Raw genomic sequence first — 12,885 nt, forward strand, 5'->3', positions numbered from 1 at the left:
GCGGCCAGACCCGTTCTGTGCGTCAAACACCTCGCTTTCTCCGAACTGTGCGCCAAACTTCCCGCTCGCGGGAACTGTGACGCACAGAACGGGATTCGCGGTGAGAATGACGCACAGTTCGGGATCGGTGGGGGTGGCGACTAGCTTCGGCGGGGTGACGACGACACCCGAACCCAAGTCCTATCCCCAGACCTTCTTCCAGCCGCCACCTGGGGCGTGCCAGATCGTGCTCGTCCGCCACGGCCAGTCGGCCCCGTTCGTCGAGGGCACACCCTTCCCGCTGGTCGACGGCCAGGGCGATCCCCCTCTGTCACCGCTGGGGCGGTTCCAGGCCGAGCGGGTCGCCGAGCGCTTGCGAGATGAGCCGATCGACGCCGTCTACGCGTCGTCGCTCCAGCGCACCGTGCAGACGGTCTCGCCGCTGTCGGCATTGCTCGGTCTCGACATCGCGATCGAAGCCGATCTGCGAGAGGTCCACCTCGGTGAGGGCGAGGGCGGACGGTTCCGGCAGATGGCCGCCGAGGGCCACCCGGCCACGGTCCGCATGCGGGAGCGCCGCGAGTGGGGCGAGATCCCCGGAGCCGAGACCAACGAGATCTTCACCCGGCGCACGGTCGGCGCCATCGAGGCGATCACGTCTCGCCATCCCGATCAGCTCGTCGTGGTCGCCTGCCACGGCGGCGTGGTCGGCGCCCTCCTCGGGCATGCCACCGGCACCGACGCCTTCACGTTCGCCGGCTGCCGCAATGGCGCCATCTCGATGCTCGTGGTCGATCCGGCTGGACCGTGGGTGGTCCGATCGTTCAACGACGCTGCCCACACGGGACCCCTCACCGCCGACGCCGAACCCCCGACCTGATCAGGGCCGACGGTCGGATGGGTGAGCACATCTCCACGGCGGGGAATCCACCCAGCAGGGCATCCTTCCGTCGCAGACTCACCTAGGGTACGGTCCTGGGCACGGTCCGTGGCCGCGGGAAGAAGGACATGGCGGAATCTCTGTGGGGAAAGCGCTATCGAGTAGCAGCGGCGGTGTTGCTCGGTGGTTCAGCGCTCTTGGCGTTACTCGATCTCGCTGCGAGATCGGGTTCCACCAGCGCGTCCGCCGCACTCACGCTGATCGCCATCGCCCTGGCGTTGACCGCCGTCGTCGCGGCCTTCATCCCGTGGGAGAACATCGACAATCCCTGGATCCGCTTGCTCCCTGCCGCCGTCGCCACGATCGCACTCGTCGGCGCCATCACGGTGGGCGGCGCGGCCAGCACTCGCTACGCCCCGGTCGGCCTCACGGTCATCGCTGCGCTGATCCTGGGGTTCGTCGGCTTCGTGTCTGCCCCGGGCCTGTCGCTCGGGCTCAGCCCAGTGCTCCTCCTCACCCTTCTCCTCGCCTACTGGCGTGAGTCGGATCGGCTGTCGCTCGCCCTTCCACTCGTTGCGGTACCGGCCGGCGCGCTGGCGGCAGAGGTCGTCTCTGCGCTCGTCGACCGGGTCACCCGATCAGGCTCGCAGGGCGACACCCGCCTTCAGCGGCTCGGACAACTCGAAGACGTCCTGCGCCGCTTCCGCCAGCCCGGTTCGCTCGAACAGGCGGCCCACCAGGTGGCTGCGGCCGCCACCGAGATCTTCGACGTCGAGCGGGCCACCGTCGTACTCCGAGACACCCAGGGTTCGCTGATCCCGGTGAGCGTCGGGGCGACCACCAACAATGCGCCGGGTCCGCTCGCCTCCCAGCTCGTCGCCAAGGCCGTCACCGGCGACCAGCCCGAGTTCATCCCCACCGAGACCAACGGCACCATGCTCGTGCTCCCTCTTCCGGCGGCCGAGGCGCCCGCCGGCGCGGTCCTCGTCTACCCGATCGCCACGACCGACCCGGAGTTCACGCTCGAACTGGCCCGCCTCTTCGCCGTGCAGATCGCCATCGCGATCGAGCACCTCTTCGTCATCGACGAGCTCAACCGGGCGACGACCCGCGACGAACTCACGGGCATCGGCAACCGTCGCCACGCTGAAGCACTGCTCCGGGCGCTCCAGCCCGGCGACGCTCTGATCCTGCTCGACCTCGACGGGTTCAAGACCATCAACGACACCCAGGGCCATCCTGCCGGTGACCTCGTCCTCCAGGCGCTCAGTCGGCATCTGCAAGAGACGCTGCGTGACTCCGACACCTCAGCTCGCCTCGGCGGCGACGAGTTCTTGATCGTTGCCCGACGAGCCTTCGCCGATCCCCTCACGGTCGCCAACCGTGTGCTCCTCGGCTGGGAACACCAGGCACACGGCACCACACTCAGCGCCGGTGTCGCCCTGCACGAGGCCGATCACCCCTCGGAGGAGACCTTCGAGCGAGCCGACCGAGCGCTGTATCGAGCCAAGGCGAAAGGCAAGAACCAGGCGCAGTTGTGGCGTCCGGGACTGACCGTCGACGACGCCGCGAGCTGAGCCGACCAGCCGCAAACGGCCCACCGAGCGAGCAGCGGCTACGACGCTCGCTGCGCTCCCGGCAACGGCAAACGAAGCTGCACGATGGCGGCGTCGATCTCTTCCTTCACGCCGGCCATCGGCAGGATGTTCAGCACACCCTGGCCTCGCTGCAGCAGCTCGATGAGCTCGTCGCCGGAGCTGATGACGACCGAATTGGCGCCGTTGATCACGAGGTTGGCCGAAGCGACGTCTTCGCCGAGTTGGTTGCGGAGGAAGGCGAACGCCTCGCGGACCGATTCGAGCCGGATGCCTGCGTCGAGCAGAGTCTTCACGACCTTCAGCTCGAGCAGGTCGCGGTAGGAATAGCGACGACGTGAACCCGAGCCGTGGGCCTCGGCGATCGACGGCTTGATCAGATCGGTGCGCGCCCAGTAGTCGAGCTGGCGGTACGTGATGCCAACGATCTCGGCTGTGCGCTTCCCACTGAAACTGTCTTCGACCGGCACCGGCCAAACCTCCTCGAGTTGGTGTCGTCGGGCCCTTCGCCCGGCCGGCGCGATCGATGTGTCACGCGCCCGTAATTACGACAGTGCAACCAGGGGAAACCTTAAAGTGAGGTCGAGACCGGGTCAAGGACCGTTCGCGCGAACCGCGCGTGACCTGCCACTACTCGTGTTCTCCCGACCACAGCAACACCAGTAACTCCGCCGCACTGCGAACCCAACCGACGCACCGAGACCCACGCCGAGAGCCCCATGACCATGCAGCGAGCCCGATCGGCCGCCACCGCCACTTTCCCCGATCGCACGATCCGCTCCGTCGAGGATCTCAACCGAGGGCGCGGGGTCTTCAGTGAGGTCTACCGCGTGGAGTTCGAACCGAGTGCCGGTGGCGGACCCGTGTCGATCGCGGTCAAGCTCGGCGTCGAGGGCCCCAATGGTGATGCCGCCCGACGGAGTGGGGCGTACGACCGCGAGGCACTGGCGTACCGCCAGCTTCTCCCCCACCTCGACGTGCACGCACCGACGTGCCACGCCGTGATCGATGACCCACTCGGCCCTGCGCTCGTGCTCGAGGACCTCTCGGCGCACCGCATCGTCGATCAACTCGACGGGCTGTCCCCCGACGACGCCGTCGCGATCGCCGCCGCGCTCGGTCGGCTCCACCGCAGCAGCCGACCGACAGTGGCAACCGACGACAAGTCAGCGACCAACGACGGGGCAACGGTCAGCGGCGTGCGAAGCAATACGGTGGCCGGCCTCGACCCAGGTGCACTCCGGCTCGGCCTGGCGACGCTCGCTGATCGTTGGTCTGACACGGTGAGCCCCGGCGAGCTCGCGGCCTTCACGCGGCTGGTCGATGCGCAGGACGCAGTCGCGGCGCGCTTCGCCGACGCTGGACCATCGGTGCTGTGCCACGGTGATCCCCGGGCCGACAACCTGGTCTTCCGTCCCGACGATGGCCAGCCGGTGTTCTTCGATTGGCAGCAGATCGCGCAGCAGCCCGGCGTCGGCGACCTGGCGTGGATGCTGGCCACCAGCCTCGAACCGGCCACCCGCCGTACCGTCGAGCACGACGCGCTGGCCACCTATGGTGCGGCGGCCGGCATCGAGATCGACCACGATTCCCTACGGGCCGGCTTCGCCTTGCCGGCGTTGGCTGTGCTGTTCCTCGCGCAACGCCAGGCGGTCGATGCTCGCACCACGGCGTTCATCGCGACCAGCCTGCGCCGTATCGCCCAGGCCGTACTCGATCTCGATCTCGTCGGTCTGATCGACTGCTAGCTGCTCAAGATTTGAAGTCGTCGGGATTGGCCTGATCGAGGAACTTGCGGAGCTCCTCGACCATCTGCTCGGCCTCGTCTTCGCTCTCGTCGGGTTCTTCGTCGATGCCTGCTTCGTCGACCAGCGCCTCGTTGGCGAGGATCGGCGCGTGGGCGCGAACGGCGAGTGCAACCGCATCCGACGTGCGGGCCGAGAACCGGTGCTCACTGCCGTCACCGACCCGCAGCACGATTTCTGCGTAGTACGTGCCCTGCCGCAGTTCGGTGACCACCACGTGGTCGAGGGTGGCGCCCAGACCATCGATGACGGTCACGAACAGGTCGTGGGTCATCGGCCGAGGCGTGGGCTGGCCGGAGAGGGCGAGATCGATGGCGTGGGCCTCGGGCCCGCCGATGTAGATGGGAACCGTCCGCCTCGTGCCGGTGGCTTCACGCAGCAGGAGGATGGGTGCATTGGTGGGCATCTGGACGCGGACGCCGACCAATTCCATTTCGACCGTCATGGCGACACCGTAGTCGACGCCACGCCGAGTCACCCCGTCGACTCGCACCGTTCATGACCTCGGCGCCCGCCGAACCGATCAGTGCTTCGGGAGGAGTTCCTCGGCGGCCTGGCGCATCAGGATCGAACGCAAGCTTCCGGCGAGATCGGTGAGATCGTCGAGGGTCTCGTGCGCCTTGCGACGGGTCTCGGCATCGCGCCGGTGCAGCATCGGCTCCACGACCTGGTGGACCAAACCCATCTCTCGCTCGGCGCCGATCAGGAACGTGCGAAGGTGGCGAGGCTCGAGTCCGAAGGCGGCGAACTGGGCGGCGATGCGAGCGATGAGCAGCGCCGTGTTGTCATAGAGCACGGTGGGACCCGCCTTGCGCCCCTTCACGAGCCCGTAGCGCTCGAGATCGGCGAGCATCTTGACCGAACACCCCGACGACTCCGACAGCTCGTCTCGTGTCAGCGCGAGCGGCGCCACCGGCTCGTCGACCACCACCGTGGGCTCGCCGGCATCAGATTCGTCGGCGATCGACGGTGCCATTGGCGCCGCGTCGGCTGCCGCCGACTCGGTGGTCGGATCGGTCTCGCCGTTGTCGCCGGACACCTCGACCGGTGATGTCGCCCCTGCGTCTGGCTCGGCGCCGGAGGTGGCGTTGGCGTTGGTGGCGACCGCCGACTCCGACGAGAGCGGGACGACGTCGGGCGCCACCGGACTCGGCCGCTTCGGAGCCACCTCGCCGCCTGGCGAAGGCTCGGCCTCTGCCCGCGTGGATGCCGGCGGGTGGTCGCCGTTGGCACCGCTGAAGTCGAGCAATCCCTGTTCGGTGTCGCCCGACTTGATGCGGTCGCGGATCACCTTGAGCGGCAGGTAGTGATCGCGCTGTTGGATCAGGATCCACTGGAGCAGGTCGAAGTCGCTCTGGTAGAAGCGGCGGTAGCCAGACGGGGTGCGCTCCGGTTCGATCAGACCCTGACTCTCGAGGAACCGGATCTTCGAGATGGTGATCTCCGGAAACTCGTCCTGCAGGAGCGACAGCACCTCACCGATCGACCAGTACTCGCCGTCGCCCATCAATCATCGGCTCCGAGTTCGAGATACACGAGCTTGAACTTGCCGACCTGGAGTTCGTCGCCGTCGCTGAGCGGGCCCTGCTCGATCAGTTCCTTGTTGATGTAGGTGCCATTGAGGCTGCCGGCGTCGACGACCTCGAAGCCGCCGTTGGCTCGACGGACCTCGGCGTGGCGCCGGGACACCGTGATGTCGTCGAGGAAGATGTCGCTGTCGGGATGGCGACCGATGGTGATCAGATCGGCGTCGAGCGCGATGCGGCTGCCTCGCTTGCTACCGACCCGCACCACGAACATCGCCTGCACTCGTTCGGCCTGGGCCTGCGCATCGGCCACCGAGTCGGGGGTGATCGCCGTTGGGCCGGTGGCGTCGAGGCTTGCGGTGTGTTCCTGGAACTGGGGGCGCGACAGCTGCTTGCCGCACGACATGCAGAAGTTGGCGCCGATCGGATTGTCGTAGTTGCAGTGCGTGCAGACGCTGTCCACTGCCACCCTCAGCCCTCGGTGAGTGAGCGATATGCCTCGGCATCGAGCAGGGCCGACAGGTCGGCGTCGTCGGCCAGCTCGATCACGCAGATCCAGCCGTCACCGTAGGGGTCTTCGTTGAGACGCTCCGGAGCGTCGACCAACTCGGTGTTGACCTCGACGACCGTGCCGTTGAGCGGGGTGTAGATCTCCGACACCGACTTGGTCGACTCGACCTCGCCCACCGCCGACCCCGCAGTGTGCGCCGCTCCGACCTCGGGAAGCTCGACGAAGACGACCTCGCCGAGGTGATCCTGGGCGTAATCGGTGATCCCGACACGAACTCGGCCGTCGGCTTCTGCACGAACCCACTCGTGGTCGGAGGAATACCGAAGATCATCAGGCACGTTCATACGGCCCACGCTAGCGCATCGTGTCGGAGTGAGCGCGAAGCCATCCTGCCCGGGTCATGGGCAGGTACTGGAACAGCACCGAGTAGTAGCTGTAGCCCAGTCCCGGAACGGCGAAGAGCCAGGCGAGGGGGCCCAACCAATCGGCGTAGGAGAGTTCGGAGTTGGACCCGAGGAACAGTGGGAAGGCAAACATCAGCAGGAACGCGCCGGTCTTGCCTTCCCAGGTGACATCGAATCGGGGAACGCCCGCCTTCGCCAGGACCAGCGCCGCCAGCGCGACGATGCCTTCACGAGCCAGCGCCAAGACGGCGACCACGATCGGAACCGAGCCGTCGATCAGCAGGCATGGGATGGCCACCAAGAACATCAGTCGGTCGACCAGCGGGTCGAACAGCTTGCCGAACTCACTGACTTGGGCGAAGCGACGGGCGAACCAGCCATCGACCCAATCGGTCGAACCCAGCGCAGCCAACAACCAGGCCGCGCCACCGCGGTCGTCGCGCCCGAACAACAGCCACACGAAGACCGGGATCATCAACAACCGCACGAACGTGATCAGGTTCGGCACCGTGGCCAGGTCGCGCACCGTCAGAGGCCCCATGAACGACAACGCTGACGAGGTGGGCCGCTCCCCTGGTGTGGTCATGGCCGGTAGTACAGCAAGACGCCGTTGGTCACGTCGGAGTAGATCAGGTCGTACCCCTGGGTCCGCATGCCGGCATCGAAGCTCTCCCTCTGGATCACCCGATCGTCGTCGGGCAGCGGTGGAAGGTCGTCCTCGACGATCAACACGGCCCGCACCTGGTAGACGGCGCTGAGGATCTGCGGCTGTTGGGAGGTGTCGAGCACGTGCAGCCACGACCTCTCGGCCAGGGGAGCGACGGCCGAGGGCGTGGTCCGCACGGCATCGTCGCTCGTGAGCAGCGCCACCGCCTCGGTGATCGAGCGGTCGGTTGCGGTCTGCTCGGACCAGGACCACGGTTCGCTATAGGGCGACGAGGGTGCATCGTTGATGAACAACAGGATCGATGCCGCGACCAACGACAACAGCAGGCGAATGTCGACGAACACCCGGTCGACCCCCATGGTGCCGAGGCGAGCGAGCGCAAACGTCGAGGCGATGAACACGAACGCCGTCAACAGGCCGTACCGCTCGGAGAAGGCGGCGTCGCCGTCGGCGGTGACGAGGTAGAGGGCGCCGAGAGGCAGGGCCGGGGCGAGATGCCGCAACGACAGCAGCGGCAGGAAGATCACCGGTGCCAACAGGCCGACGAGGATCGTCACATTGGATTGCGAGGTGAGATCGCTCAGCAGTTCGATCGGGTGCGTGACCATCTGGATGATCGCCTCACCGAGGGAGTCGCCGTAGGTGCCGTACTGGCGGACCACCGAACCGGACAGCACCGGCTGCACCACCAGGAGCAGACCGAGCGCCCAGAACGTACCGACACCGATCGTCCAGAGGCCAGGGCGGCGCTTGCCCTCGCTGAGCAGGACGAATCCCCAGAGCGCAACGGCCAGGCCGAGATCGGCGCGGCAGGCGAGCACGAACATAACGCACGCCCAGTAGCCCACCCAGTTCTTCACTGCTCCCAGGTAGACCATGGCGATGAGACCCGGCACGGCGAAGGCCTCGGGATGGAAGTCGTCGAGCGCCAGCTCGTGGACTGCGGGGTAGAACGCATACGCCACGACCAGCGCGACCGAGGCACCGACACGCACGTTGGCCACCCGGCGCGCCAGTCGCCACAGCGGGATCACCCCGAGCCCGAGGGCGATCGACTGGGCCACCACGAGCACAGTGGCCGTCGACGCCAGCTTGGCCGGTAGCGCGAGCGGATAGACGACGAACGACCAGTGCACCCCCAACAGGTGCACACCGTCGCCGAACAGCGAGGCCTGTGGCAGCTTGCCCTCGCCGAGCAACCAGAGGGCCTGGGCGTAGCCGGCCAGGTCGATCCCGGCGTCGACGCCACGCACACGCGCCACCGACAGACTCGTGAGCACCGCCGAGAGCAGCAGCGCCACGACCGGCGGGATCCATCGGTCGCCGGTGCCGGCCTCGAGGCGAGCCTGGAGGCGCACCAACTGACGCCGAAATCGGCGTTGGAAGGAGAGTTCGCTCATGAGCCCGCGGGCGGAGCTTCGTCCATGAGCTGCGGCCCGTTGTTCCGCACGTTGTTCACCGCCGTCGTGATGGCCCGCAGCTGCAACAGGCCCTCGGGGCCCGGCACGAGGAGGTCGGACAACGCTTCGAGGTCGGTGTCGGGGTCGAGCCAGTCGTCCCATCGCACGGCAGGAATCATGACCGGCATCCGGTCGTGGATCGCCGCCATCGTGGCGTTGGCGGCGGTCGTCATGATCGTGCAGCTCTCGACCCGTTGGTCGTTCAGCCACTGCCCGTTGTCGTCCTTCGGCGCCCACCGTTCCCAGAGCCCGGCGAACACGAGCGGCTCCTCGTCGACCCGACTGATCAGATACGGCTGCTTTGCCTTCTGGCCCGGGACCTTCTGCCACTCGTAGAAGGCGTCGGCCGGGATCAGGCAGCGGCGCTGGGCGTAGGCCTTACGAAACGCCGGCTTGGAGGCGACGGTCTCGGACCGGGCGTTGATCATCCTGGACCCGATCTTGAGGTCGTCGGCCCACGGCGGGACCAAACCCCAGCGGAGCAACGCGACCGATCGGTGACCGTGGTCGGCACGGACGGCGTACACCTCGTTGGTGGGCGCCACGTTGTAGTTCTCCTCCAACGTGGTTTCTGGCGGCACGGCCCCGAAATAGCGAGCGATCTCATCGGGGGGTGACGCCGACACGAAGCGGCCACACATGCGTCCACCGTACCTGCTGTCAGGAGCGGGCACGCTGCTCGACCAGCGCCACCGCTCGGTCCACCTCACTCGGATGCACCGTGGCGATCACGAGGGCTTCGTCGGGCCGTCGCCAGGTCGGATCGCCGACCTCGGGGCGTTCGACGATGATCGTCGGCAGCCCCGCCGATCGATAGCCCTCGACGATCACGAGGTCGTGGTCGGCGAAGAAGAGACGTACCAGCTCATCGAGCGCCGGCGGCGTCGACGCATCGCTCATCCACGCCAGCTGATTCGCTCCGACGAGGAGGGTTTCCGCGCCGGCCTGGCGCAGCCGCCAGGAGTCCTTGCCCTCGGTGTCGAGTTCAATCCGATGGGCATCGTGCTTGACCGCGCCGACGCGGTGTCCCCGCGAGATGAGCGAGGCCACCACCGCTTCGACCAGTGTGGTCTTGCCGGTGCCCGACGGTGCAACGAACGACACCATCGGAGGGAGATCGGAAGGATCGGGGGGTCGCAGCACGGCCTGGTTGTACTACACCAATGCTCGTTCCGGCGTGAGTGCCGTCACCTCGATACCGATGCTCGTTCCGGCGTGAGCGCCGTCACCTCGATACCGATGCTGATTCCGGCGTGAGCGCCGTCACCTCGATCTCGATCTTCATCCGCTCGTCGGCCAGGCCGACGACCATCATCGTGGCCGCCGGCTTTGCCTCGGCGAAGTAGGATCGCAGCGCCGGCCAGCAGGCCTCGAAGTCGGAGGCGTCGGGCAGCAGGTAGTGGACCCGGACGACGTCGGCCGCGCACGCTCCGGCCGCGACGAGCGCCGCGTCGATGTTCGCGAGCGTCTGCTCGACCTGGCTCACGATGTCGTCGGCGATCGTCATCGACGAGTAGTCGAACCCGGTCGTTCCACTGACGAACACCCAACGACCATCGACAACGGCGCGTGAGTAGCCGATGTCGCGTTCGAAGGTACTGCCCTGGCTGATGTGGCGTCGGTTCATGGCGAGCATGCTCGCACGTGAGTCATCCGATGCTCAGAGGTTTTCGGCGAAGAAGTCGAGGGTGCGCTGCCACGCAAGCTTGGCCGAGGCTTCGTGGTAGGACGCCCGGGCGTCGCAGTGGAACCCGTGGTCGGCGTCGTCGTAGATGTGCACGGGCACGTCGGGGTGGGCCTCGGCCACCCGCTGGACGCCGTCGAGTGGGATGTGGGCATCCAGCGCGCCGAAGTGCAGCATCGTCGGCACCTGCGGGGCCTTGTCGATCATGCCGATGACACCACCCCCGTAGTAGCCGACGGCCGCTTGCACCGGAGCGCTCGACGCCGCGAGCCACGAGGTCGTGCCGCCCCAACAGAAGCCGACGACGCCAACGCTGGTGACACCCTCGGAGCGCAGATGCTCGATGGCCGCAGTGAGATCGGTCATGGTGTTGGCCCAGTCGAGCTGCGAGGCGTACCCCACGCCGGCCTTCATGCCGTCGCCGTCGTAGCCGAGTTCGACGCCTCGCTCGACCCGGTCGAAGAACGCCGGTGCGATGGCGCGGTACCCGGCCTGTGCTGCACGATCGGCGACCGATCGAATGTGAGGATTCACGCCGAAGATCTCTTGGACGACGACGATGCCCTTGCTTCCCTCGCCGGTTTCGTAGGCATCGAAGGTGTGGCCGTCTGCTGCTGTCAAGGTGGTCATGCCACATCCTGGCACCTCACCCGGCAAGATGTCGCCGTGAGCCGTATCGACCATCGCAGTATCGCCGTGCTCGGCCTCGTGACGATCTGTTCGTACGGCTCGTGGTACTACGCGTTCGGCGTCCTGCTCGACCCGATCCGGCTCGACACCGGATGGAACGAATCGTCGCTCGCCGCATCGTTTTCGGCCGGCACCGTGGCGATCGGGTGCTTCTCACTCGGCGGCGGACGCCTTCTCGACCGAGTGGGCCACCGTCTGGTGCTGTGCCTGGCCGGACTCGTGGGCGCGGCGGGGCTGGCGCTCGCGTCGTTCGCCCACCACCTGCCGGTGTTCTTCCTCGGCGCAACCATCGGACTCGGCACGTTCGGCTCGCTCGCGTTCTACCACGTCACCATGACCACGGCGGTGCGGCTCAACCCGGACCAACCGACCCGGGCAATCGCCGTGCTCACCATGTGGGGTGCGTTCGCCTCCGCCACCTTCCTGCCGTTGACGGCCTGGCTGGTCGACACGACCGACTGGCGCACCACCGTCCGGATCCTCGCCGTCCTGGCGGGTACCGTTCTCGTGCTCGCCGGCCTCGGCCTTCCCGCCGTGCCCGACGACGAGACCGACGCCACCCCCCTGCCGCTTCGCGACGTGATCCGAGCCACCGTCGGCGAGCGCGGTCCCCGCCTCTTCACTGCCGCCGTCGCCTTCGGCGGCATCGCCATGTCGACCCTGCTCGTCTACCAGGTGCCCATCATGACGACGGCGGGGCTGTCGGCAACGACCGCCGCCACGATGGCCGGACTCCGTGGCTTCGCCCAGATCGGCGGCCGGGTGCCGCTCGCACCGATCGTCGATCGGTTGGGCTCGGATCGTTCCCTCATGCTCGCCTTCGCCGCAATCGGCGCAGGCGGCGCGCTGGTGTCGGTCGCCGGCACGTTCGTGGTCGCCATCGTCTTCGCTGCCGTCGCCGGGTTCGGCATCGGTGCATTCAGTCCGCTCCAGGGCATGAAGTCCGAAGAGCTGTTCGATCGGCGTCAGCTCGGCGCCACGATGGGGTTCTACGGCTCGGTGCTCCTCCTGGTCGGGTCGACCGGTCCGGTTGCCGCCGGGGTCGTCGCCGAGCGCACCGGCGAACGGCGCTGGGTTTCGCTGATCGTCATCACTGCGGCGGGCCTGGCGACCATCGCAACGTGGCTGGCGGGCCGTCCCGCTCGGCTACCGTCTCGACGATGACGGCAGCCGACGATCCGCTCGACCCGGTCTACGAGACCGAGCTCCACCTCCCCACCTTCGCGCTGGCAACGGCGGTCTACGCCGAGCGGGCCGATGGCGCCATCCTCCTCCTCCAGCGGGCCGAAGGAACCGCCATGGCCGGCACGTATTTCCTGCCTGGCGGACTTGTCGACCCCGGTGAACATCCCTTCGAGGCGGCGGTGCGCGAACTCCGGGAGGAGGCCGGTTTCGAGCTGGCCGGACCGCCGACGATGGTCGGCTGCTACCCCATGTGGGTGTATGGGCGCGACATGCTCCAGCTCAGCTTCTGCGGTCCGATCGTCGGTGATGGCGAGGTCGCGATCAGCCACGAGCACACGAACCACCGATGGGTCCTGCCCGACGAGTACGCCGCCACCTTCACCCCCGAAGCCATCGCTCGACGATCCGGGGGCGACGAACGCATCGCTCGCCTCCTCGGCCACATCGGCGCCGACGCCGAGCGGTATCTCCAGCTCCGCTCGAGACTCCGCTGAGCGAC

Annotated in this window: 16 protein-coding genes; 5 read left to right on the forward strand and 11 right to left on the reverse strand. The window is 67.5% G+C overall.

Annotated elements, in window-relative coordinates; genetic code table 11:
• Positions 1 to 154: 154 nt before the first annotated feature.
• Together R2733_23635 and R2733_23640 are read left to right on the forward strand one after the other, a co-directional pair.
• A complete protein-coding gene (locus R2733_23635) occupies positions 155 to 859 on the forward strand; it encodes a histidine phosphatase family protein (protein MEZ5379513.1) in 705 nt (234 codons plus the stop codon).
• A 128-nt stretch (positions 860 to 987) separates the two neighbouring features.
• Positions 988 to 2,436: a sensor domain-containing diguanylate cyclase gene (locus tag R2733_23640; protein ID MEZ5379514.1), complete on the forward strand. Its 1,449-nt coding sequence runs from the start codon at positions 988 to 990 to the stop codon at positions 2,434 to 2,436.
• Positions 2,437 to 2,474: 38 nt separating this feature from the next.
• Here the strand turns inward: R2733_23640 and R2733_23645 are convergent, their stop codons facing one another.
• A complete protein-coding gene (locus tag R2733_23645) occupies positions 2,475 to 2,924 on the reverse strand; it encodes a MerR family transcriptional regulator (protein MEZ5379515.1) in 450 nt (149 codons plus the stop codon).
• Between the two features lie 249 nt (positions 2,925 to 3,173).
• Here R2733_23645 and R2733_23650 point away from each other — a divergent pair, with 249 nt between their 5' ends.
• Positions 3,174 to 4,202, forward strand: coding sequence for a phosphotransferase (locus R2733_23650; protein ID MEZ5379516.1), 1,029 nt, complete (start codon positions 3,174 to 3,176; stop codon positions 4,200 to 4,202).
• Positions 4,203 to 4,206: 4 nt separating this feature from the next.
• Here the strand turns inward: R2733_23650 and R2733_23655 are convergent, their stop codons facing one another.
• From R2733_23655 to R2733_23700, 10 genes are all read right to left on the reverse strand, one after another.
• Entirely contained in the window at positions 4,207 to 4,704 is a 498-nt protein-coding gene (locus tag R2733_23655) for a bifunctional nuclease family protein (GenBank protein ID MEZ5379517.1), read from the reverse strand.
• A 78-nt stretch (positions 4,705 to 4,782) separates the two neighbouring features.
• Positions 4,783 to 5,766, reverse strand: coding sequence for a MerR family transcriptional regulator (locus R2733_23660; protein ID MEZ5379518.1), 984 nt, complete (start codon positions 5,764 to 5,766; stop codon positions 4,783 to 4,785).
• Entirely contained in the window at positions 5,766 to 6,254 is a 489-nt protein-coding gene (locus R2733_23665) for an FHA domain-containing protein (protein ID MEZ5379519.1), read from the reverse strand. The genes R2733_23660 and R2733_23665 overlap by 1 nt, the downstream gene beginning before the upstream one ends.
• Positions 6,255 to 6,256: 2 nt before the next feature.
• A complete protein-coding gene (gene gcvH / locus R2733_23670) occupies positions 6,257 to 6,640 on the reverse strand; it encodes a glycine cleavage system protein GcvH (GenBank protein MEZ5379520.1) in 384 nt (127 codons plus the stop codon).
• Positions 6,641 to 6,650: 10 nt separating this feature from the next.
• Positions 6,651 to 7,286 carry a CDP-alcohol phosphatidyltransferase family protein gene (locus R2733_23675; protein ID MEZ5379521.1) on the reverse strand — a complete coding sequence of 212 codons (636 nt, stop codon included), beginning with the start codon at positions 7,284 to 7,286 and terminating at the stop codon, positions 6,651 to 6,653.
• Positions 7,283 to 8,767, reverse strand: a complete 1,485-nt coding sequence (locus R2733_23680; protein MEZ5379522.1) for a DUF2079 domain-containing protein — start codon at positions 8,765 to 8,767, stop codon at positions 7,283 to 7,285. Before R2733_23680 ends, R2733_23675 begins: the two co-directional genes overlap by 4 nt.
• A complete protein-coding gene (locus R2733_23685; protein ID MEZ5379523.1) occupies positions 8,764 to 9,468 on the reverse strand; it encodes an SOS response-associated peptidase in 705 nt (234 codons plus the stop codon). The genes R2733_23680 and R2733_23685 overlap by 4 nt, the downstream gene beginning before the upstream one ends.
• 19 nt (positions 9,469 to 9,487) lie before the next feature.
• Positions 9,488 to 9,970, reverse strand: a complete 483-nt coding sequence (gene mobB / locus R2733_23690) for a molybdopterin-guanine dinucleotide biosynthesis protein B (GenBank protein ID MEZ5379524.1) — start codon at positions 9,968 to 9,970, stop codon at positions 9,488 to 9,490.
• 82 nt (positions 9,971 to 10,052) lie between these two features.
• Positions 10,053 to 10,454 carry a RidA family protein gene (locus R2733_23695; GenBank protein MEZ5379525.1) on the reverse strand — a complete coding sequence of 134 codons (402 nt, stop codon included), beginning with the start codon at positions 10,452 to 10,454 and terminating at the stop codon, positions 10,053 to 10,055.
• Between the two features lie 33 nt (positions 10,455 to 10,487).
• Positions 10,488 to 11,141: a dienelactone hydrolase family protein gene (locus R2733_23700; protein ID MEZ5379526.1), complete on the reverse strand. Its 654-nt coding sequence runs from the start codon at positions 11,139 to 11,141 to the stop codon at positions 10,488 to 10,490.
• A gap of 36 nt (positions 11,142 to 11,177) precedes the next feature.
• On the opposite strand from R2733_23700, the gene R2733_23705 reads away from it, so the two are divergent.
• Together R2733_23705 and R2733_23710 are read left to right on the forward strand one after the other, a co-directional pair.
• Positions 11,178 to 12,365, forward strand: coding sequence for an MFS transporter (locus R2733_23705; protein ID MEZ5379527.1), 1,188 nt, complete (start codon positions 11,178 to 11,180; stop codon positions 12,363 to 12,365).
• Positions 12,362 to 12,880 carry an NUDIX hydrolase gene (locus tag R2733_23710; protein MEZ5379528.1) on the forward strand — a complete coding sequence of 173 codons (519 nt, stop codon included), beginning with the start codon at positions 12,362 to 12,364 and terminating at the stop codon, positions 12,878 to 12,880. Before R2733_23705 ends, R2733_23710 begins: the two co-directional genes overlap by 4 nt.
• Positions 12,881 to 12,885 lie beyond the last annotated feature (5 nt).

The organism is Acidimicrobiales bacterium (assembly GCA_041394265.1).
GTDB lineage: Bacteria > Actinomycetota > Acidimicrobiia > Acidimicrobiales > SZUA-35 > JBBQUN01.

Bases quoted from the DNA above. Each gene is read 5' to 3' on its own strand.
- R2733_23640 (MEZ5379514.1), top strand. From the start codon at position 988: ATGGCGGAATCTCTGTGGGGAAAGCGCTATCGAGTAGCAGCGGCGGTG.
- R2733_23650 (MEZ5379516.1), top strand. From the start codon at position 3,174: ATGACCATGCAGCGAGCCCGATCGGCCGCCACCGCCACTTTCCCCGAT.
- R2733_23655 (MEZ5379517.1), bottom strand. From the start codon at position 4,704: ATGACGGTCGAAATGGAATTGGTCGGCGTCCGCGTCCAGATGCCCACC.
- R2733_23660 (MEZ5379518.1), bottom strand. From the start codon at position 5,766: ATGGGCGACGGCGAGTACTGGTCGATCGGTGAGGTGCTGTCGCTCCTG.
- gcvH (MEZ5379520.1), bottom strand. From the start codon at position 6,640: ATGAACGTGCCTGATGATCTTCGGTATTCCTCCGACCACGAGTGGGTT.
- R2733_23675 (MEZ5379521.1), bottom strand. From the start codon at position 7,286: ATGACCACACCAGGGGAGCGGCCCACCTCGTCAGCGTTGTCGTTCATG.
- R2733_23680 (MEZ5379522.1), bottom strand. From the start codon at position 8,767: ATGAGCGAACTCTCCTTCCAACGCCGATTTCGGCGTCAGTTGGTGCGC.
- R2733_23685 (MEZ5379523.1), bottom strand. From the start codon at position 9,468: ATGTGTGGCCGCTTCGTGTCGGCGTCACCCCCCGATGAGATCGCTCGC.
- R2733_23695 (MEZ5379525.1), bottom strand. From the start codon at position 10,454: ATGAACCGACGCCACATCAGCCAGGGCAGTACCTTCGAACGCGACATC.
- R2733_23700 (MEZ5379526.1), bottom strand. From the start codon at position 11,141: ATGACCACCTTGACAGCAGCAGACGGCCACACCTTCGATGCCTACGAA.
- R2733_23710 (MEZ5379528.1), top strand. From the start codon at position 12,362: ATGACGGCAGCCGACGATCCGCTCGACCCGGTCTACGAGACCGAGCTC.